The organism is Nocardioides sp. (genome assembly GCF_004803405.1).
In the GTDB taxonomy this organism is placed as follows: Bacteria; Actinomycetota; Actinomycetes; order Propionibacteriales; family Nocardioidaceae; genus Nocardioides; species Nocardioides vastitatis.
The window spans coordinates 1-20,317 of sequence record NZ_SSXI01000089.1 but is presented as its reverse complement, the minus strand read 5'-3'; the positions used below and the strand labels follow the sequence as shown (position 1 = coordinate 20,317).

Genomic DNA, 20,317 nt, shown 5'->3' with positions numbered 1-20,317 from the left:
TGGCGGCCGCTCATCCGCTTGTGGTGCTCGCTCATGCCTCGTCCTCGATCGAGGTGATGAAGATGGCATCGGTCAACGCACGGACGGTGTCACGCTGCTTGGTCTCCCGTTCGCAATCAGGCGACAGCGGGTACCTATTGCTCGTGCCGTGGCCGCCGCTTCGGGACCGAAGTCCTGTGGCGACCAGGCCCCATGGCCGTACCCGTGCCTCCGGAAACGCGGCACGGTGCTGGACATGTACACGCGCACCGGGCCGGAGCGCCGGTCACATCTCAGGCCAGATCTATCGCTGCTCCAGCGCTGTTGGTCGCTCCGGGTCATCCGGCTCGTCCTCAGCCGTAGTCCGCTGTGCCGACGGAGCGATTGCGTCGAGGTTGCCGTGTTGCTTTCGGCGGTGCTGCTGTGCGTGGCGGCGCTGCCGGTCGCCGGTGTCGTCGGGGCGGAGGTGAGGGACCGCTCGCTCGCTGAGGCGCGCTCGCAGGCAATCGACCGCAAACTCGTCACGGCGACCCTGGTCGGGGACCCCGTGCCCGCCACACCGATGCCGGGCAAGACGTCGACCACCGCGGAAGTTGTGTGGGTCGGTTCGAACAGCCGCGAGTTGCGAGCCACCGTGCCCGTCCCGCTGACGGCGCTTCGCGGTAGCGACGTCACGGTGTGGACCACTACCGACGGCGATCTCAGCGATCCGCCACTCACTTCGTCGCAGGCGGGGGCGAGGGCGGGCATCGCCGCCATAACAGTTCTGCTGGCCGCGATGACCATGGTGTGGGTCGCTCTCCTGGGCGTGCGGTGCGGACTTGGACGGAGTCGCGGCCGGGCCTGGGAGGCCGCATGGAGGAGGTACGACCTCGGCTACGAGGCGTGACGCTCGGCGTTGCGAGAGCGGCGGTCAGGTGCTGAAACCAGCACCGGGGTTTGGTCCTACCCGAGGTCGCGACGCTCGAACCGCCATCCTGCTGCGAGCGTCAGCACCCACGCCACCGCGGTCGGGCCGAGTTCTGCCCCCAAGCCCAGGAGGCCCCAGCTAGTGCCGGCACGTGTGAATACAGCGAGAGGCTGATGATCCAGCCGGGCATTTCGAGCAACTCACCGACGAATGCCAGCCTCAGGAAGAGGGCTGACCGTGCCCACGCGGCAACAGGCCAGAACCGGCGAATCGCGAGACAAAGGCCCAAACAGCGCTCACGCCCCACGTAGCGGGCGCCGCGCCAGTGCAGCGAGCGCGAGGTTGCCGATCCCTGGGCCTCCGGCCGGACTGTAGCCGATCCAGGGCGCGGTGCCGGCCACAGCGAGCAACTAGGCAGCTCCCACGAACGCGAGGCCCGCCGTGACCGCGAACCCAGCGTGACGGGCCGACGGCAGTGGACAGCAAAGCTCTGTGCGCCCCTGGTCCTCGTCTCGTCTGCGTGCCTGATCACCGTCGAGACGGAGTAGGCGACGACCACGGCGATCACGGACAGGATCGCGGCGACCAGGGCCCCACCGAGCCGGTCGACCACCGACGGCGCGAGCTCCGGCTCGAGTAGGTCGCCGATGCCCGGCGTGATCATCCCGAACAGCGCGGCGACACCCAGCAGCGGGAGAGCAAGCTGGGTCAGCGCCCCCGCACAGCGACCGCGACTATCCACAGGACTAGCGTCGTCGCGTGCGCGTTAGCGCGAGGGAGAGAGGCCCGCGAGATGCGGCATCCCTGAGCCGGCCAGTGGCGCGCGGCGAGCAGCCGACGCCGTCGAAGCGCGCTCGAAGGCTGCGTCGAGGAGGCCTCCGCGTGGCCGGGCTCTTTGAAGCCGACGACGAGACCGCCGCCGGGAGTCCGTCTGGCTGTCCAGTCAGCAGGAACGACGACCGTCAGAACGATCGTCTTCGACGCTTTCGCCGCCGTCGTGCGCGAGGCTGCCCTTCTTGTCGAAGTTGTCACTTGCGGTCCTTCTGGGTCAAGACCAGCGTCTCTGCGACGAGTGATCTCGGTCGTCTCTGCGACGGGTGATCTCGGTGGAGGGTCGTTGGTCCTATGACGCCGGGCACTACGCCCATGGCTGAATCTGCAACGGGCAACCACGCTCGGAAGCATGAACGAGCGATCCGCCGTGTGGATGCCCTGGTGTTGGCTCGAGGAGACCCACTCGGGAGCGGTCGTGATGCTCGGGGACCGTGTCTACAAGTTTAAAAAGCCGGTCGACCTGGCCTTCTTGGACTTCCGCGACCCGCAGGCGCGCCTGCAGGCCTGCGAGCGCGAGGTCAGCCTCAACAGGCGACTATCGCCAGACGTCTACCTCGGTGTCGGCGAGCTGCGGGATCCGTCCGGGTCCGCGGAGCCGGTCGTGGTGATGCGTCGGATGCCAGGCCGTCTCCAGCTCTCGCGGATGGTGCGCGACCACGCGGACGTCACCGTGGAGGTTCAGCGGGTCGCTCGACAGATCGCGACCTTCCACGCCCGGGCGCGGAGCGGCCCCGAGGTGGTCGCAGAAGGCACGCGCGACGCCCTGCGGCGGCGGTGGCGCGCCAACATCGACGAAACGCGCAGTTACGCCGGAGACCTGCTCGACGCAGAGACCGTTGACGAGGTCGCCGCGCTGGCGACGCGCTTCCTCGACGGTCGAGAGGACCTCTTCGACGATCGCATCCTTCGAGGAGCAATCGTCGACGGTCACGGTGACCTGACCGCAGACGATGTCTTCTGCCTCCCCAATGGCCCGCGCCTGCTCGACTGTCTCGATTTCGACGACCGTCTCCGGTACGTCGATCGACTCGACGACATCGCATTCCTGGCAATGGGCCTCGAGCGGCTGGGCGCCCCCGAAGCGGCAGCGACGCTGATCGAGACCTGGGCCGAGCACCTCGACGATCCCGCGCCTGCCTCCCTGGTGCACCACTTCATCGCCTACCGGGCGTTCGTCCGAGCCAAAGTCGGCTGCCTCCCCGGGGCGGCACATGGGTGGCCGGCAGCGAGCCCACGCGTCTACGCCGACGCCGCCCTGGCCCACCTCCGGGCAGGCGCCGTCACGCTGGTCCTGGTCGGCGGCCCGCCCGGGTCCGGCAAGACCACGCTCGCCGGCGATGTCGCCGACCGCTTGGGCATGGTCGTCCTCAGCAGTGACCGCGTACGCAAGGAGCTGATCGGCATCGACCCTTGTCGTGCAGCGGCCGCGCCGGTCGGCGGCGGGATCTACGACGCCGTGCACACCGAGATGACCTACGCAGCACTCCAGGATCGAGCCGAGGTGCTGCTTCGACGGGGCGAGTCGGTCGTCCTAGACGCCTCTTGGACGACTGCGACCGCGCGCGCCGCCGCGGCCCGTCTGGCCGACAGCGTGAGCGCCGACCTCGTCGCGCTCCGATGCGAGGTCGATGCGAGAACGGCGGACGACAGGATCCGCCGCCGTACGGATGTCTCCGATGCCGACGAGATCATCGCAGCGGCCCTTCGCGAAGCCGCCGATCCCTGGCCGACGAGCCACGCGATCGACACTGGCGGCAGCCGCGCAGAGTGTCTCGAGGTGGCCTGCTCGCGCATCCGGCCCCACGCCCCGCCGCACGCCCGCCCACGCCGCCTCTCGCAGATGGAGCCCGACTGACGCGACGCGCGAGGTTGGGCCGGAGGTCAGGCGATCCTCACCACGGTGGCGGCCGCAAAGCCGTTGAAGGACAAGGTGTCGCGGGCCGGTCCACCTCGTCGCATGCCTGGATGCGCGACCGGTGCTTGGCTTCACGTTCCCCTAGGACGGATCGATGACCGCCAGGATCAGGAAGACATTCAGTAGGAGCTTCGCGGCGAGGTCCAAACCGGCCACTGCGAGCGGCAGGTATGCCCGGTGCGGAGCCTCGCGGCGGACGTTGGTCAACAGCTCCTGGCCGTAATGGTCGCGCGGTCGGGGGACCCGCGGCCACTCCGACAGCCGCTCGGGCTCGCACCTTCATCGGGGACGTCGAAAGTCGTCGACATACCTCGATGTTCAACCTCTTGGGTCGTGCGGAGGAGAGCACAAGGTCCCGAGGGCGGGACTACTTGGGGCTGCGCGAGGCGAAGTACGAGCTCACGATCGCTGCCACGGCGATGAGCGCCGCGACGATGACGACAGCTGTCGGCCAGTCCATGGTGTTTCCTCCCTCAGGGTTGCAAGTGATTTCTGCCTGTCGACACCGGCAGGTGAAGCATCCCTGCCGACACCGGCAGGTGAAGCGTCACGGCCGGTACTCCGTATTGGGGACCACGACCGCGCGGCCGTTCACCTTCCCGTCGCGCAGTTGGTCGTAGGCCAGCGGTGCTTCCTCGAGTCCAAACGTAGTCACGTCCGCGTGCAGGAGGCCGCGCGCGGCAAGGTCGAGCACTTCCACGAGCTCGCCGCGGTTGCCCCAGTAGGTCGTCTGGATGCTCGCTTCGTAGGGCACGTTGAAGAACGAGAACGGGAACGAACCGCCCCCGAGACCCACGATCGTGATGTCGGCGAGCTGTCGTGCGCACGCCACTGCCGAAGCGAGGGTCTCGTCGGATCCGACGAAGTCCAGGACCACGTCTGCAGCGAGTCCGTCGCTGGCCTCGCGGACAGCCTGTGCGAGGTGCTCACCGGGTTCCAGCACGAGGTCGGCGCCGCAGCGCTTGGCGAGCTCACGGGCGGACGCCCGTGAGTCGACGGCCACGATCCGGGCCGCGGTGGTCGCGCGCAGGATCTGCACGCCCAGGTGGCCGAGGCCGCCGATGCCGATGACCACCGCCGTGGAGCCGGGAGCGAGCTTCTCCCGTGATCGTCTGATCGCGTGATACGGCGTCAGCCCAGCATCGGTGAGCGGTGCCGCGTGGACTGGATCGAGTCCCGCGGGCAGTGGGACGAGGTGACGTGAGCTCGGCACGAGGAGGAACTCAGCCATGCCGCCGTCCAGCCCCAGTCCCGCACCGCCACCGGGTGGCCGAGCGCGCTCGGGGTGGTCGCAGTAGGTCTCCAGACCGGCGAGGCAACGTGGGCAGGAGCCACAGCCCCACGCACCCACCACCGCGACCGCTTCGCCGGGTTCCAGTCCGTGGACACTGTCGCCGACGGCATGCACCCAGCCGGCGTTCTCGTGACCGAGCGTGAACGGCGGACCCCAGGGCAGCTGACCCTCGGAGAAGTCGCGCATCAGGTGGAGGTCGGAATGACAGGCGCCGGCGCCGCCCACTTGGACGACTACTTCGCCTGCCCGAGGCGCGGGCACGGGAACGTCCCGCAGCACTGGCGCGCTGTGCCACGACTCGAGTCGTAGAGCCTTCATGGTCGCCTCCCATCGGTCGGATGCGACCAGCCTCATCCAGACCGCGGCTCGGAGGCAGAGCACATGGTCCCTCGGGTGAGCGACCTTCGCCCCGAGCGACGAGGACTGGCACGAATCGAGACTGTTGGCGGAAGGGAGGTGTCATGTCCGTACCGTCGTTGTCGGCCACCGAGGAGCTTGGACGTCCTCTCGACCTCCCGTCGTCAGGCCTGACGACGGCGGACGTCGCCCTGCGACGTCAGCGTGACGGGTTGAACCGACTGCCCGAGGCCCCCCGGCCCAGACCCTGGACGCTGCTCGCCCGACAGCTCACCCACCTGCTCGCAGTTCTGCTGTGGATCGGTGCCGGCATCGCGCTGCTTGCAGGGATGCCGCAGATCGCGGTCGCCATCGTGGTGATCGTCGTCCTCAACGCGTTGTTCGCGTTCTGGCAGGAGTACCGCGCCGACGTTTCGACCGAGCGCTTGCGTGCTCTCCTGCCGACCGCGACGAGGGTGATGCGCAACGGCACGACGACCACGATCGGCTTGACCGAGCTCGTCATCGACGACCTCGTCCTGCTCGCCGCCGGCGACCGCATCGGCGCCGACATGGTGCTCGCCGAGGCGCACGGTCTCGCTCTCGACGAGTCGCTGGTGACCGGCGAGAGCGGCGCCGTGCCCCGCAAGGTCGGCGATCGGTTGATGGCAGGCACCTTCGTGATCGCGGGCGAGGGGCGTGCCGTGGTGGTGGCCGTGGGCGAGCGCACGACGCTGGCCGAGATCGCCGCTATGACGGCCGAGGCGGATCGTCCGCCCAGCCCGTTGACGATCCAGCTCAGCCGCGTTGTGAAGCTCCTACCTGATGACGATGCCAGACCTCGCCGCCAACGTGACGTCGAAGCTCGACGGCGCCATCCTGTGAACAGCGCTCCCGGCATCGACGCCGCGCGCGCCAAAGCAGATATCGAGACCGCGTTGGCCGACTATCCCAACGTCACGGTCAACGATCCCGAGGACATCACCGAGAAGGCGCAGGACTCCGTCGACCAGCTGCTGGGGATCGTCACCGCGCTCCTGCTCCTGGCAGTGCTCGTCGCGATTCTCGGCATCGTCAACACCCTCGTGCTCTCCGTCGTCGAACGCACCCGGGAGCTCGGCCTGCTGAGGGCCGTCGGCGCGACGCGCCGCCAGGTGCGGACCGTCGTCCGTCGCGAGTCCGTGCTGATGGCCGTGCTCGGAGCTCTGACCGGCATCGCTCTCGGCACCGTGTCCGGTGTTGCACTGAGTCGCGCCCTCGCAGCGGAGGGCATCACCACCGTGGCGGTTCCGACGGGGACCCTGGCGGTGTACCTCGTCATCGCGGCTGCCATTGGCGTGCTGGCCGCGATCGGGCCTGCCCGGCGCGCCAGCAAGGTCGATGTCCTGCAGGCCATCACTGCCGAGTGAGACACGCGTGTGGGCGGATGTGGCACGTGGAACCGCACTTCGTACGCATGACCGATGTCCCTGGGGGACGGGCTCAATGGCCCTGTCGAGGAGCAGTCCCTCGAAGCATGCTGGCGTTGGAGGTGATGGTCATGTTCACCATTAGAAACCTGGGTGGTGTCGCCTTGTTCCTGGCCGGCACTACCTGGCTGTGGCTGACGCCGGCGTTCGCTGGCCGCGACGTTTCTACTACCGGGCTTCTCTGGGCGAGTACCCGGGTGCTGTCTCTGCTCACCGTCGCCGCGTTCTGCGTCGCGACCTGGGGGCTCTTTGCTCGTCATGGCTGGTGGGAGGCGGTGGCGCTCGGATCGGCGGCGCTCGGCCTGATCGCGCTGGTCCCGTTCCGGATCGCTGCCCGGGCGGGCGGTGAGACCGCGGGCACCGTGACGTGGAATGTCTTCGTGCACGTCGTCATGGTGGCCGGAGTCTTCACTCTGCTGCTCGTACCGCAATTGGAGCGCTGGGTCGACAACCACGTGATGAGCGGGTGAGCTGGGCGATGGGACGACACCGAGCCGGTGACAGTGACCCTGGCTCGGACGCCAGGTGACCTCCGGCGCCGGGTCCGGGACGTTCGGCCCTGCCGTGCTCGGATCGCCGAGATCAGACTGGTCTCGATGAAGGAGGACGTCATGATGATGAAGCACTGGGGGCTGTGTCTGGCTATCGTCGGCGCCGCCGGGCTGGCGCTCCTGGCAGGACTGCCGGCGATTTACCTGCTTGTGCTGGCCTGCCCGCTGATGATGCTGGCAATGATGTTCCTGATGCCCGGAATGCACGGCTCGCAGGAGAACCATCGGCACTCGGACACCACCGAACGCGACGGCTTCGATGAATACGTCGATCGCCGTTGAGGAGGCGGTTGTGGCGGTGAGTGACCCATGGACCGGTGGAACGTGATGAATCGGTCCGTGACCGCGCCCAGCGACGGACCTGATCCCGTCGACCTCGGAGGTGCGGCTCTCGCTGGCACTGGGGAAGCGGCGGAGTACACGTGCCCGATGCACCCCGAGGTCCGGCGACCGGGACCGGGCGCGTGCCCCATCTGCGGGATGGCGCTGGAGCCGGTCACGGTGAGCGCCGGCGCCGGTCCGTCCCAGGAGCTGGCCTCGATGACCCGCCGGTTCTGGGTCGGCGTGGTCCTGTCCGTCCCGGTGCTCGTCCTCGGCATGGGCTCGGACTTGTTCCAGCCGATCGACGACCTCCTCTCGGTGACGGAGTCGAGCTGGACCCAGCTCGTGCTGGCCACCCCCGTGGTGCTGTGGGGCGGTTGGCCCTTCTTCGAGCGCGGGTGGACGTCCGTGCGCACCCGCAGCCTCAACATGTTCACCCTCATCGCCATGGGCACCGGAGTGGCCTGGCTGTTCAGCGTGGTCGCCACGGTTGCGCCGGGGATCTTCCCGGACGCCTTCCGCGAGGACGGCTCCGTCGACGTGTACTTCGAGGCTGCTGCCGTCATCACCACGCTGGTCCTGCTCGGGCAGGTCCTCGAGCTCCGGGCCCGGGAACAGACCTCGGGGGCCATCAAGGCGCTGCTCGACCTGAGCCCGAAGACCGCGCGACGGGTGCGCGAGGACGGCACCGACGTGGAGGTCGCCCTCGACCTGGTGCAGATCGGCGACCGGCTCCGGGTCCGGCCGGGCGAGAAGGTGCCGGTGGACGGTGTCGTGGAGGAGGGCCGGTCCTCGGTCGACGAGTCCCTGGTCACGGGGGAGTCCATGCCCGTCACCAAGACCGAGGGCGACCTGGTGATAGGCGGCGCCATCAACAGCACCGGCTCCTTCGTGATGCGCGCCGAGCGGGTCGGTCGGGACACGCTGCTGTCGCGGATCGTGGCGATGGTGGCGGAGGCCCAGCGTTCCCGGGCACCCATCCAGCGGGCGGCGGACCGGGTCGCAGGGATCTTTGTGCCCGCCGTCATCGGCGTCGCCGTGATCGCGTTCGTCGTGTGGGCGCTGGCAGGCCCCGATCCTCGGCTCGCCCACGCCCTGGTCGTCGCGGTCGCCGTACTCATCATCGCCTGCCCCTGCGCGCTCGGCCTTGCCACGCCGATGTCGATCATGGTCGGTGTCGGACGCGGTGCCCGGATGGGTGTGCTGATCAAGAACGCGGAGGCGATCGAGCGCCTGGAGAAGGTCGACACGTTGGTCGTCGACAAGACCGGAACGCTGACCGAGGGACGCCCGGCGGTCACCCAGGTCGTTCCCGCGAGCAGTGCCGGAGGTGAGCACTCCCTGGACCCCGACGAGATCCTGCGCCTGGCTGCCGGAGTGGAGCGCGCCTCCGAACATCCGCTTGCCGAGGCGATCGTCACTGCGGCCACCGAGAAGGGCATCACGATCCCCGAGGTCAACGACTTCGACTCACCCGCCGGCCGCGGCGCACTCGGAGTCGTCGAGGGCAGGCGGGTCCTCCTCGGCAATGCCACCTTCGCAACGAGCCAGCACGTCGACACCAGTGGACTCGCCGACGAGGCCGACCGGCTGCGCGGCGACGGGGCCACCGCGATCTTCGTCGGTGTCGACGGACGACCCGCCGGGGTGATCGCCATCGCCGACCCTGTCAAGGCCACGACCCTCGACGCCCTCACGGCGCTGCGTGACGAAGGCGTCGCGGTCGTCATGCTCACCGGCGACAACCACGTCACCGCCGAGGCCGTCGCCGAACGCCTCGGGGTCGACCGCGTCGAGGCCGAGGTCCTGCCCGAGCACAAGGCGGATGTGGTCAACCGGCTGCGCGACGAGGGCCGGATCGTGGCGATGGCTGGGGACGGCGTCAACGACGCCCCGGCCCTGGCTGCGGCCGATGTGGGCATCGCCATGGGGACCGGCACCGATGTGGCGATCGAGTCTGCGGGCGTCACTCTTCTCAACGGCGACCTGACCGGCATCGTCCGCGCACGGCAGCTGTCGGAGAGGACGATGGCGAACATCCGGCAGAACCTGGTCTTCGCGTTCGCCTACAACGCCGCCGGCATCCCCATCGCGGCGGGAGTGCTCTACCCGGTGACCGGGATGTTGCTCTCGCCGATGATCGCCGCAGCGGCCATGGCCTTGTCCTCGGTCAGCGTCATCGGCAACGCTCTACGGCTGCGCGCCCAGGACGGCTCGCGCTGACCATCGCTGCGACAGGACCTTTGGCCGGCCCGGTGGTGCGAATTGCTCTGGTCGTCCCCGGCGCCGTTGCCGACGATCGAAGCGGAGGAATCAAGTCGAAAGGGATGCCGTCATGGGTGGAACCACGAGTGGGGATGGGTTGCCACGAGCGCCTCGCGACGATGCGACGGGCAGACCGATGACCAGTCGCCAGCTTCCTCGGCGGTCGGTGCTGCTTGGCTCCCTCGGCGTGCTGGCGGCCGGATCCGTCGCATCCTGCGGAGGCAGCGGCCCGGGGCCGGCCGGGACGCGGCTGATCGGCCCACACTCCGAAGAGGTCCGTGCCGCCGAGCGGCTACGTCGTGCACGGGGGCAGCGGGTGGTCGCGCATCGGATCACGGCGCAGCCCACCACGGTCGACCTTGGCGGGCGAACCGTCGAGACGTGGGCCTATGGCGACTCGGTCCCGGGACCTGTGCTCCGCACGACTGCCGGTGACCTGCTCCGGGTTGAGCTGACCAACAGCCTTCCGGACGAGACCAGCATCCACTGGCACGGCCTGGCGCTTAGCAACGACATGGACGGCGTGCCTGGCATCACCCAGGACCCGATCCGCGCCGGCGACGGGTTCACCTACGAGCTCACCACCCCGGATCCCGGCACCTACTTCTTCCATCCACACTCTGGGGTGCAGCTCGACCGGGGCCTGTACGGCGTTCTCGTGGTCGACGACCGCGCCGAGCCCGGAGGGTACGACCAGGAATGGGTCGTGGTTCTCGACGACTGGGTCGACGGCACCGGTCGGACGCCCGATGACGTGCTGGTCGGTCTGGTGTCGATGTCGGGCATGGGGCACGGCGGCGCCATGGGCGAGGGGATGTTCTCGTCGCTGCTCGGCGGCGCCGGTGATGTCGACTACCCGCAGTACCTGGTCAACGGGAGGACGCCGGCGGCGCCGGCAACGTTGTCCGGCAAGCCGGGGGAGCGCGCGCGGATCAGGATTATCAACGCCGGCTCCGATACCGCGTTTCGGCTGGCCCTGGGCGGGCATCGGCTCACGGTCACGCACAGCGACGGCTTCCCGGTCCGCCCGGTGACCACCGACGCGTTGTTGATCGGCATGGGCGAGAGGTACGACGTGACCGTCGACCTGGCGGACGGCGTGTTCCCTCTCGTGGCCGCCGCGGAAGGCAAGGCAGGGGTCGGGATGGCGCTCGTCCGGACCGCCGCCGGCGCAGCTCCGGAGCCGGAAGTGCGGATCCGCGAGCTCGGGCGTCAGGTCCTCCTGGGCACGGACCTGGCCGCCTCGAGCGGGGTGGGCCTGGTCCGTCGCTCCGTCGACCGGCAGTTCGATGTCGTCCTCGGCGGCACTATAATGCCCTACCGGTGGACGATCAACGGGGCGAGCTTCCCTGACACCAGGGCCCTCGACGTCGCGTCGGGCGAACGGGTCCGGCTTCGGATTCGTAACCAATCGATGATGTTCCACCCGGTGCACCTCCACGGGCACACCTTTGGCCTCGTGGAGGGCGGTGCACGCAAGGACACCGTGATTGTGAAGCCGATGCAGTCGCTTGAGGTCGACCTGGACTCCGACAACCCCGGCCAGTGGGCGCTGCACTGCCACAACATCTACCACGCAGAGACGGGCATGATGACCGTGCTGTCCTACCGGAGCTGAGGGGGATGAGACAGCACACCGACCACGCTCATGGCGGACAGGCGGTCGCCGAGCCCGGCCAGGCCGCCCTCGGAGACGGGCCGCGACCGGACGGCCAAGGCCGGCTGAAGGTGATCCGTGACGCCGCCGGAGCAACGATCGGGACCGTCCTCGGCATCGCGCCCCATGTGCTGCACCATGTCAGCCTCCTGGCCGGCGCTGCCGTTATCACCGGCGCCTCGGGGAACGTCCTGTTCTACGTGCTCGGTCTGGTGCTGATGGCGCCGATGCTCCGGCGCATCCAGCGTCGCTTCGTGACCCCTTGGGCACCGACGATCGCGGTGGCGGTGTTCACCGGGATGTTCGCACTGTCGGCGTTCGTCATCGGACCCGCGATCTCCGGGGCGGATGACCCCGAGCCTGCCGTCCCGACAGATCCGAGCCCGACGGGCCCCGGCCCGCCCGAGCCGAGTCCGTCGGATCCCAGGATCGACCACTTCAGTCATCATTGACCAGGGGGGCCGTGGGAACGGCGTGCTACCGGCGGGTCGACCTTGGACCCGGCAGCCCGGGTTTAGTGAGGATCACTCCGGCGGCCCGATGATCGCTCGCCAATCGATTCAGGCGGGGGACTCCTCGGAGTCGATGGCATCGGCGGCGAACTCGCAGAACGCCTGGTAGGCGCGGGCGCAGTGGCTCGTGGCAGGTCCCTGGCTACATGCGGCCGCCGGCGAAGGCAGCCTGCTCGGCTCCTCTCGACCGAGAGCGGCTTGGCCGCCACGTCCATACCCCGCGCCGGCCGGGCAGTGAGCGCCGGGTGGACGCGAGCCGCCGGCGGCTTACGGCCTCGAGGCGGCCAGCGGTCCCGTCGCGGTGGCCGAGGCGGTCGAAGAGGGTCCAAGGTCCCGCCAGTTTGGGATCTCGGGCCGTGCCCGACGCGGTGCCGGACGCACGATGGCGCTCATGCCGAACCCGAATCCGAGGGCGGGGCGAACTGAACTTTCCGTCGCTGGTCGATATCTGCCCCGGGGTCAGTTATAGGTGGCATGCCCCCTTGCGCGATGCGAGGGGCTCAGCGTTGACTTGGTCCGGAGAGGGGGTGTCCGGATGGTGGACGACCTCGCTCATGACCCGCGCCTCCTCTGGCTGCTCGCACGAGTGGACAAGCAGTGCGTTGAGGCTGTGGAGGAGTTGCTTCGGTTTATCGCGGAGCACTTGGCCATTGCCACGTCGGATGCCGTCACCGTGCGTGTGCTCTCGGAGGACAGACAGTCACTGCTTCCGCTAGCAGCCCACCATCCAGAGCCCATGATCGCTTCCGCAATGGCGTCCATCATGAGCGAAACGACCCAGCCCGCTGATAGCGGTCTGTGGTTGCCTGTGATGCAGGAGCGTAAGCCTCGACGTTGGCGGATGCCCCGCGGCTATGTGCCTGCCGAGGCCTCGGAACAGCAAGCGGCGTTTCTCGAGAAGTTTCCAATCCGCGCCGTCCTTGGGGTCCCCATTCTGCTGGACGACCGACTCATAGGCGGTGTGTCGGTCGTGCGGTTCGCTGTCGACCGGGAGTTCACGGATCAGGACGAGGCGCTGGTCGTCGCGTGCGCCAGCCGGATTGCCCCTGCTCTCGAGTTCCGTAGCAGGTTGAAGGAGGCACAGTAAGCGCTTCGGTTGGCAACTTGCGCTCACTAGGAGTCGAGGAACGCGACAATCCGCGAAACCGATGAGCGGTCGTGTTGGGTACGCCGCGGCCGTCCGGTGCGCCGGCCACGGACCTCCAAGGTGATCCCGTCGCAAGGGTGCCAGCCCCAGCCGTGGTGAGCGGGGCACCGATCGGGTTGGCTGCTACCACCCGGCGGGCGGCTACCGAGTCGCGACCGCGTAGTTCCGCGGCGGGAACAGCCGCCCCACCAGCGTCTTCGGCGAGGACGCAGGCTCCAGTCGATTCGGCCGGTTGTCGTCGGCCATGATTCGAGATCTGTGGTTCGCGGGGCGGAACTCCCAGTTCAAGTCGACGACGCTGCCGTTGGCGCTGGACGGACCTTGATGTCGCCCTCAACGTCCATACCGGCCGAGGTGATGTGCCACCGCAGTCGGGAAGGTTGGTGGTGTTCGAGCACTTCGATTTCCACGTGACGCAGCCCGCCGATGGACCTCACCTGTTGCACGTAGCGTGTCCCAGGCCCGATGGGGGCGGTTGTGACCTTGGTGCGGAGACGACGACCGGGTTGTACGCGAGTTCGTGGCGCGTGTCGGCCAGGAAATCGAACACCTCTTGAGGGGTCCGGGTGATGGCGGTTCGGCTTTCGATCCGGGTCATCGGTGCCCTCCGGTCACGGTGCCGATCACCGATCCGCGCCGGCGGCGCAGCAGCAGAAGCACCCGAGCAGGTACAGGAGCACGATCACCGGTTCGCCCGGGTCGTAGGAGGCCGCGCCCGGGACCTCGGCGGCGACCTGGAACGGCATCGCGACGACGTAACTCACCTGATGCAGCAGCCCGGCGATAAGGGCCAGCGCTCCGAGGACGAAGCCCCGCGCGGCTCGACGCCACAGCATGACGGCGGACGCGGCGTACATTGGTACCAGTCGGGCGAGGTCGAGCGCCATGGACGTCGCCGGTTAACCGTGCCTCGGTCCGCGCCGGGTGCGCCGCCGCCACCGTGATGGCGCCTGCCCGAGCTCGCGCGCGGTGACCCGCTCCTGACCATGGTCCCATCGGCAAAGGGGTCCTACGGAAGGTGTCTTCGGGCCGCTTGGCAGGTGCCGACGTGCCGCGTCCGGGCGATCGAATGGACGCAAGTGCACGAACGGACCAGTCCGGAGGATGGGTGAGATCGCCGACAGCACCGCCTCCATCGGGATCAGCCCGACCAGACGTCCCAACGCGCCGTCCTCGCAGACCGCGACGTCGTCGATCGACTCGTAGCATCGTCCGATCAGCGACTCCCGGACGTCGACGACGCGGTCGTGCGGCGCGCAGACCGGTACGTCGGTGATCACGTAGGAGTCGATCGACCTCGGCAGCAGCAGGTCCGACGACCACGTCCCGGCGTCGGGAGTCGAGGCGGCCATCAACTCGGCGATCGGCTCGACGCCACGCCACCGGCAGACGCTGACTGTTCACGAGCGGGCATGCGGAGGACGGTGCGAATGTTCTCGGGCCGAGCGCGGTGCGGGTCGTTGAGGTAGATCTCGTGGTGGTGGCAGCCGGCCGGCTCGTAGCCCTGGCTCTCCAGGTACTCGCCCTCTTGCCGGTGCCCGGGCCACCGGTGAGCACCACGCGGCGGGTGTGGTGCGTCCGGTCGCAGTCGCAGCTGGAAGCAATCGGCGTCATCGCGGCGCCTCGGCATCAGGCTGGCGCGACTGGCCTTCTCCAGCCGCGTCAGGAGTCCCGGCGGGCATGAGCTGGTGTGGACGACCTGGTCTCAGAGGGCGCGAGGGTGATCTTGGAGGTAGCCGATGACGTGGTCCAGGGTGACCGCGTGGCAAGGTCCGTTCGAGAGTGAGCCGTGGGCGTTGCCGAACGCGACCACGCGAACGGTGTGCCCAGCCGGCGTGACCACCGCACCGTGACGCAAGAGCCGTGCCACGACGTCCTCGGCTTCGGCGGCGGTGCAGCAGCCGAACCGGCTCAGCGTGGTCAGCCGGCTGGCGTGGCCGTGCTTGTGAGCGGTGTAACCGGGGTCGCCCATCGCATCGTGAATCGCGTCAACGTGTTCGGTGGTCACGGCTGGTTAGGCGGTGTGAGAGCGTCGAGCCGAGTCCGGTACTCCTCGGCGTCGATATCGCCGCGAGCCAGCCGCTCGGCCAGGATCTGTTCGGCACTCCTCGTGGCACTGCCCAAGCCCGGAACCGAGGTGGCTGGGGGCAGAGTCGAGGCTCCCTCGGAGGTTGTGGTGGCCCGCACGCTCCACACGATTGCGAACACGATCGCGGCGATGAGCACGACCCAGATACCCAGCATGGTCAGCATCATCGCGATGCCCCAACCGTCGTCCATGTGCCCGTCGTTCCAGTTCTGCATGGCTGTCACCTCACTGCTGCATGCCCCGATGTGGTTGGGGCCTGCTTTCAGTCTGCGGTGGCCTACCTCCGGGGGGTAGTGACCAAGGGCCCGTGCCCGGGGGACCTGCTGCCCTGCCTGGGTGGGGTGGCGAGGACGAGGATCGGAGGTGGGGAAACGGGCACGGCCCGCAGTCCGTGCTCCGAGCAAGGAGTAGACGATGAAGAGAGAACAACTGCCCCTCTATGTGGTCGCACTGGCAGTACTGATCGTCGGGCTTGCCTTCGCTGGAGTACCTCCCGGAACCCTGATCGTGCTCCCGCTGGTCCTGGCCTGCCCGCTGATGATGTTCTTCATGATGCGCGGCGTGCAAGACCACGATGACCACAAGCACCAGCACGGCGCCCCGTGAACGGCGTGGATGTCCTGGTCCTCGCCGGCGTGGCGGTCTTGGTCGCCGTGCTGGCGTGGGTCTTCTTCGGCCCAAAGACTGTGCGGTTCGCCGAGCGGCGCGGCGGCGTGCAGCAGGTCGAGGTCACGGTCAAGGGCGGCTACTCGCCCGGCGGCCGGCCAGGAACCGGCGGCGACCGACGAGGTACAGCATCCCGAGGAGCCCGAGCCGGCCTCCTGGCAGAGCGGTGCCGGAACCGGCGTCAACCCGAGGAACAAGGAGAGGTGAGCGAGAAATGTTGCGACTGTTGGCAAGTGCACTAGGCGTGGCCATAGCGGCGGCAGTAGCGACGTCCGCCGGTGCTGGGGCGGCAACCGCTGCTGGCACCGGCCAGGACTACGGGCAGCACGTACGCACATGTGCCCAGACCATGGGGTTCGACGGGACCCACAATCCCGGCATGCATACAGGCTTCGCGGGCTGGGACGCGAGCCACGCGTGCTGAGACCGCGCGACACTCATCCGATAGAGGGTGATCGAGACCGGCTTGATCAGCCGGTCCCGCCTGCTCAGCAGGTACGCCAAGTTCGCATCCGGTCGACTCCGCCGCTCATACCGCCACCTGCCCGGCAGTACTCGTCTCGCCCCGATCGATGGGGTCGGCGCTTCAATGGGCGGCTTGCTCGCTACTCCGAGGCGGAGAAGCGTGGACCGGGGTAGCTTCGGATTCCAGTCCTACTTGGTCTCGTTCGGGTGCGCCGTATGTACATCCTCAATGAGGACCCATCCGGCGACCTTGGCCTTTTGTTGGTACTCCGGTCAATGAAGTACCAGATGCGGCCACCGCCTGGAATTTTGTACTGATACCGGTCGTATTCCTGCCCCTGGTAAACGCCTGGTGCCAGGTTGGCTTTCATCCGGTAGACACGGGTGCCGTCCTCGTGGGCCGGTTCCAAACAAAGCCGATCCCATGCGTCGACCAGCGCATTGCGATAGGTGGCGAGGCAGTCCTTCCATCCCTTCTCCGCCTGGCGGGAGATGAAGACAGTCCCGTACTCAGTCCGCTTCGTAGTGGGCGGCGTACGAGGTCATCCAGCGCAGGCGGCGTCGAGATCGCACGCAGTTCGGCTACCGCCGCCTCGGTCTCGGTCATTTCGATCGACAACAGCCAGCACCGGCACCGGCGGGTACTCGTCAGCGGCCACGTCGGCGCGCTGCCGGTCTAGCGAAACCAGCGCGCCGACAACTCAGCAGATGCGACTGGGCCGTCCCGATCAGCAGCCCCAGCAGTGCCCCGACGGTTCCGCTACTCGATCGACCCCACGCCGCGGTCGAATCCGTCCACCACGTCGAGCTCGTCGACGACCTCGTCCAACGAGAGGTGCAGCCGGCGGGATTCGAGGGTGGACACACTTTGGACACGGATTGAGGCGCGAAAGTCCGCAAAGTGGAGCAGCGCGCAACATAGCGAAGCAATGCCGGCTGGTCGCCATTCCTGCAGGTCAGAGCACGTTTCCGCCTAGTCGGGCGGGCCAGCGCAAACTGCCGCAATGACATCGATTCTGATGTCGAGGGGTCAGGGGGTCGCAGGTTCAAATCCTGTCAGCCCGACCGACAAACCGCCTTTGACCTGCGGAAACGCGGGATCAGAGGCGGTTTCCGTTTTGACGTGGATCCCCATAGTGGTCGTTTACTAGTCGTAAACGGTTTGGCGTCCTACGAATCCGAGCTCGCGTCGTCGTTCTCAGCGAGCCGCTCGAGGAGCTCGGAGAGGTCGGCCGAGACGGGCGGCTTGGCGATGTAGTGGTCCCGGGTGACCTGGCTCGAGGAGTGACCGAGCTGGCGCGAGGCGAGTTTGGAGGTCGCTGCCTCGGAGATCAGTGTCGCGACCGTCTTGCGGAACGTGTGGGGGGTCACCCACTCATACCCGGTGTCCTTGCGGATCTGGCGCCACCGACGCTCGATGTTGACCACCTGGTGCCAGGTGCCGTTGCGGGTCGCGAAAACGGCGCCGTTCTCGTTGGGTGTCGCGAACTCCCGGCGCACACGTAGCAACTCGGCGGCGAAACGGGGGAGCACCACCGTGCGTCGGCTTGCGTCGACTTCGGCGTGGACTTCCGGTAGGTGCCCTTTCCTGTCTCGGTCTTGATCGTGCCCGACACCGTGAGGACGGGCAGGTCGCCATCGAGTTCCAGGTCACTCCAGCGCAACGCGAGGATCTCGCCGATGCGGCACCCAGTGGCGAGCATCAGGTCGATGATGTCGGCCATGTCTCCCGTTGGCCCTGGGTCCGGGGCGGTCCGCGTTGATCCACCGGCGTACGGCAGCGCGGATCTCGACCAGGTCCTCGATCCGCAGGGCCTTGGTCTCCTGCTTGGGTCGGTGAACCCGGCTTGTCCCGCGAGCCGGGTTCGTCGGGACCGCATCGTGTCGGACCGCGAGGTCGAGCATGGCCCCGAGGACGACCTTGGCCTTGCGCTGCCGGTTCACGCTCTGATCGCGCAACCTCAGCAGAAGCCGGGCCAGCCGGCCTGTGGTGGCCTCGCGGAGCTTCAGACCGCCAGACCTGAGCCAAAATCGACCCTCTGGAGCCTGGTGGCGTTCGGCCACATCGAGGCCCGGGAACGGAACCCTGAGACCGGGGCCCAGGTCAGCGGGCGGACCCGGTCGACCGACGTCGTCGCGCGGCGAGGAGCATGAACGCGCCGGCCATGAGGGCCGTGATCCCTGCGATGGCCGCGACCGGCGGCCAGGGTCCCGCGCCGGTGTCGGGCAGCACCACGCCGGAGGGATCGTCGGACTCGTCGGCCGCCAGGACGACCGTGGCCGTGTCGTCGTTGGAGGACAGGAACCGGCCCGCCGCGTCGCTACCCGTGGCGACGGCTGTGTTACGCACCGACTTCCTCCTCACGTCCCCGGCACTGACCGTGTGTGACTTCACCGTGCAGGTCATCGACCGGGCAGGCTTGAGCATGCTGCGCGGGCAGGTCGCCTTGCCGGCCGTGGGGTCCGAGACGTTGATGCCGCGGACCGTCACCGTGCCGGTGTTGGTGACCCGGATCGTCCACTCGATCCGGTCTCCGACGGCGATCGCGCCGTCGCCGTCGACGTCGATCGCGTCGGCCTCCTTGGCCAGCTCGAGAGAGGCGGCACCGGTCGAGCGCACGGTCACGGTGTCCGGCGGCGACGTCACCGGCGTGCCGGAGGGCGGGGTGCCGGTCGCCGCGGCGGTGTTGTCCAGCGAGTCCCGGTCGAGGTCGGCCTGGGTGACGGTGTAGGTGGCGGTGCAGGTCGCCTGCTCGCCCGGGGCCAGCGAGCCGGTCGCGGCCGGGCAGGTCACCGGTGACAGCTCGCCGGACCCGGTGAAGGCGACCTCGTCGACGGCGACGGCCCTGAGGGTCACGTTGCCCGTGTTGGTCACCAGGAAGGAGTAGGTGATCTTCTGGCCGACCGCGGCGAGCCGGTCGACGTCGGCGGTCTTGACCATGGACAGCGACGCTGCGGGCGGCTGGGGGATGATCACCCTGCCGGGGGGCGAGGTGATCGGTGTGCCCGAGGGCGGGGTCCCGGTGGCAGTTGCGGTGTTCGTCACCGAGCCGGCGTCCACATCGGCCTGGGTCACCGTGTAGGCCGCGGTGCAGGTCACCTGCGTACCGGGCGCGACCCGGGCCGCGGCCGCGGGGCAGGTGATGGCCGACATCGACCCGGTGCCCGTGAACGACCGCTCGGCGACTGTGACGCCGGTGATCGAGACGTTGCCGGTGTTGGTCACCACGAAGGAGTAGGTGATCTGGGCGCCGGGCTTGAGCGAGTCGGGACCGCTGGGTGCGGCCGACTTCACCAGGCTCAGGCCCGGGGCGTCCGGCGTGGTGACCGAGGCCGTGTCCGGCGGCGACTCGATCTGCGGCCCGGTCGGGGGGCTGCCGGTGGCGGTCGCGGTGTTGGACAGGTCACCAGCGTCGACGTCAGCCTGGGTCACCGTGTAGGTCGCCGTGCAGGTCGTCTGGGCACTCGCCGCGAGCGAGGTCGCCGGGCAGGTCACCGGCGACAGCTCTCCGGTGCCGGAGAACGCGGACTCCTCGATCGTGAGGTCCTCGATCGTGACGTTGCCGCTGTTGGTCACCAGGAAGCTGTAGCTCACCACCTCGCCCGCCCACCGCACCGTCGCCGGCGCCGCGGTCTTCTGCAGCGTCAACCCCGGCGCGGGCTCCATCGTGACGGTCGCCGTCGACGGCGCAGAGTCGACCGGCGTGCCCGAGGGCGGGATGCCGGTGGCGGTCGCGGTGTTGGTCACCGAGCCGGCGTCCACATCGGCCTGGGTCAACGTGTACGTCGCGGAGCAGGCCACCTCCCCACCCGGCGCCAGCGAGGCCGCCTCCGCCGGGCAGGTGATCGCCGACATCGACCCCGAACCGGAGAACGACTCCTCGCCCACGGCCATCTGCCTCACGGT

Annotated in this window: 16 protein-coding genes; 10 read left to right on the top strand and 6 right to left on the bottom strand. The window is 68.6% G+C overall.

Translation table 11 applies throughout. The annotated features are described in order from the left end of the window. The first annotated feature begins 235 nt into the window (after positions 1–235). On the top strand, positions 236–868 hold the full coding sequence (locus tag E7Z54_RS06200; RefSeq protein ID WP_431188799.1) for an Rv1733c family protein: 633 nt from the start codon (positions 236–238) through the stop codon (positions 866–868). A gap of 1,204 nt (positions 869–2,072) precedes the next feature. Next, on the top strand, positions 2,073–3,578 hold the full coding sequence (locus E7Z54_RS06195) for an AAA family ATPase (protein WP_206056042.1): 1,506 nt from the start codon (positions 2,073–2,075) through the stop codon (positions 3,576–3,578). A gap of 607 nt (positions 3,579–4,185) precedes the next feature. Here E7Z54_RS06195 and E7Z54_RS06190 read toward each other — a convergent pair. Next, positions 4,186–5,250 (bottom strand): NAD(P)-dependent alcohol dehydrogenase, encoded by a 1,065-nt coding sequence (locus E7Z54_RS06190; RefSeq protein WP_136432132.1) that lies wholly within the window; start codon positions 5,248–5,250, stop codon positions 4,186–4,188. Between the two features lie 143 nt (positions 5,251–5,393). On the opposite strand from E7Z54_RS06190, the gene E7Z54_RS06185 reads away from it, so the two are divergent. The 7 genes from E7Z54_RS06185 (at position 5,394) to E7Z54_RS06155 (ending at position 13,130) form a co-directional block, all read left to right on the top strand. Continuing rightward, complete coding sequence (locus E7Z54_RS06185) at positions 5,394–6,677, top strand: FtsX-like permease family protein (protein WP_168798194.1); 1,284 nt, start codon at positions 5,394–5,396, stop codon at positions 6,675–6,677. 107 nt (positions 6,678–6,784) lie between these two features. Then, complete coding sequence (locus tag E7Z54_RS06180; protein WP_136432130.1) at positions 6,785–7,207, top strand: hypothetical protein; 423 nt, start codon at positions 6,785–6,787, stop codon at positions 7,205–7,207. A gap of 126 nt (positions 7,208–7,333) precedes the next feature. Then, positions 7,334–7,570, top strand: coding sequence for a hypothetical protein (locus tag E7Z54_RS06175; RefSeq protein WP_136432129.1), 237 nt, complete (start codon positions 7,334–7,336; stop codon positions 7,568–7,570). A 147-nt stretch (positions 7,571–7,717) separates the two neighbouring features. After that, positions 7,718–9,832: a copper-transporting P-type ATPase gene (locus E7Z54_RS06170; protein ID WP_240769543.1), complete on the top strand. Its 2,115-nt coding sequence runs from the start codon at positions 7,718–7,720 to the stop codon at positions 9,830–9,832. Between the two features lie 178 nt (positions 9,833–10,010). Continuing rightward, a complete protein-coding gene (locus E7Z54_RS06165) occupies positions 10,011–11,492 on the top strand; it encodes a multicopper oxidase family protein (protein ID WP_136432127.1) in 1,482 nt (493 codons plus the stop codon). A 5-nt stretch (positions 11,493–11,497) separates the two neighbouring features. Continuing rightward, entirely contained in the window at positions 11,498–11,983 is a 486-nt protein-coding gene (locus E7Z54_RS06160; RefSeq protein ID WP_240769542.1) for a hypothetical protein, read from the top strand. Between the two features lie 595 nt (positions 11,984–12,578). Continuing rightward, positions 12,579–13,130: a GAF domain-containing protein gene (locus E7Z54_RS06155; protein ID WP_136432126.1), complete on the top strand. Its 552-nt coding sequence runs from the start codon at positions 12,579–12,581 to the stop codon at positions 13,128–13,130. Between the two features lie 683 nt (positions 13,131–13,813). On the opposite strand, the gene E7Z54_RS06150 is transcribed toward E7Z54_RS06155, so the two are convergent. The 3 genes from E7Z54_RS06150 to E7Z54_RS06135 all read right to left on the bottom strand — a co-directional run bounded on the left by E7Z54_RS06150 (position 13,814) and on the right by E7Z54_RS06135 (position 15,494). Then, complete coding sequence (locus tag E7Z54_RS06150; RefSeq protein WP_136432125.1) at positions 13,814–14,047, bottom strand: hypothetical protein; 234 nt, start codon at positions 14,045–14,047, stop codon at positions 13,814–13,816. Between the two features lie 848 nt (positions 14,048–14,895). Next, positions 14,896–15,198: a hypothetical protein gene (locus tag E7Z54_RS06140; RefSeq protein ID WP_136432123.1), complete on the bottom strand. Its 303-nt coding sequence runs from the start codon at positions 15,196–15,198 to the stop codon at positions 14,896–14,898. Continuing rightward, entirely contained in the window at positions 15,195–15,494 is a 300-nt protein-coding gene (locus E7Z54_RS06135; protein ID WP_136432122.1) for an SHOCT domain-containing protein, read from the bottom strand. The genes E7Z54_RS06140 and E7Z54_RS06135 overlap by 4 nt, the downstream gene beginning before the upstream one ends. Positions 15,495–15,693: 199 nt before the next feature. Here E7Z54_RS06135 and E7Z54_RS06130 point away from each other — a divergent pair, with 199 nt between their 5' ends. Further along, on the top strand, positions 15,694–15,885 hold the full coding sequence (locus E7Z54_RS06130) for a DUF2933 domain-containing protein (RefSeq protein WP_136432121.1): 192 nt from the start codon (positions 15,694–15,696) through the stop codon (positions 15,883–15,885). A gap of 1,695 nt (positions 15,886–17,580) precedes the next feature. Here E7Z54_RS06130 and E7Z54_RS22995 read toward each other — a convergent pair. Together E7Z54_RS22995 and E7Z54_RS06105 are read right to left on the bottom strand one after the other, a co-directional pair. Next, the gene (locus E7Z54_RS22995) at positions 17,581–17,946 is read right to left on the bottom strand and encodes a tyrosine-type recombinase/integrase (protein WP_168798193.1); all 366 of its coding nucleotides are present in this window, start codon (positions 17,944–17,946) and stop codon (positions 17,581–17,583) included. Positions 17,947–18,514: 568 nt separating this feature from the next. Next, the coding region (locus tag E7Z54_RS06105; RefSeq protein WP_206056041.1) for a DUF7507 domain-containing protein at positions 18,515–20,317 on the bottom strand (1,803 nt) is incomplete at its 5' end.

Bases quoted from the DNA above. Each gene is read 5' to 3' on its own strand.
- E7Z54_RS06200 (WP_431188799.1), top strand. From the start codon at position 236: ATGTACACGCGCACCGGGCCGGAGCGCCGGTCACATCTCAGGCCAGAT.
- E7Z54_RS06195 (WP_206056042.1), top strand. From the start codon at position 2,073: ATGAACGAGCGATCCGCCGTGTGGATGCCCTGGTGTTGGCTCGAGGAG.
- E7Z54_RS06190 (WP_136432132.1), bottom strand. From the start codon at position 5,250: ATGAAGGCTCTACGACTCGAGTCGTGGCACAGCGCGCCAGTGCTGCGG.
- E7Z54_RS06185 (WP_168798194.1), top strand. From the start codon at position 5,394: ATGTCCGTACCGTCGTTGTCGGCCACCGAGGAGCTTGGACGTCCTCTC.
- E7Z54_RS06180 (WP_136432130.1), top strand. From the start codon at position 6,785: ATGCTGGCGTTGGAGGTGATGGTCATGTTCACCATTAGAAACCTGGGT.
- E7Z54_RS06175 (WP_136432129.1), top strand. From the start codon at position 7,334: ATGAAGGAGGACGTCATGATGATGAAGCACTGGGGGCTGTGTCTGGCT.
- E7Z54_RS06170 (WP_240769543.1), top strand. From the start codon at position 7,718: ATGCACCCCGAGGTCCGGCGACCGGGACCGGGCGCGTGCCCCATCTGC.
- E7Z54_RS06165 (WP_136432127.1), top strand. From the start codon at position 10,011: ATGACCAGTCGCCAGCTTCCTCGGCGGTCGGTGCTGCTTGGCTCCCTC.
- E7Z54_RS06160 (WP_240769542.1), top strand. From the start codon at position 11,498: ATGAGACAGCACACCGACCACGCTCATGGCGGACAGGCGGTCGCCGAG.
- E7Z54_RS06155 (WP_136432126.1), top strand. From the start codon at position 12,579: ATGGTGGACGACCTCGCTCATGACCCGCGCCTCCTCTGGCTGCTCGCA.
- E7Z54_RS06150 (WP_136432125.1), bottom strand. From the start codon at position 14,047: ATGTACGCCGCGTCCGCCGTCATGCTGTGGCGTCGAGCCGCGCGGGGC.
- E7Z54_RS06135 (WP_136432122.1), bottom strand. From the start codon at position 15,494: ATGCAGAACTGGAACGACGGGCACATGGACGACGGTTGGGGCATCGCG.
- E7Z54_RS06130 (WP_136432121.1), top strand. From the start codon at position 15,694: ATGAAGAGAGAACAACTGCCCCTCTATGTGGTCGCACTGGCAGTACTG.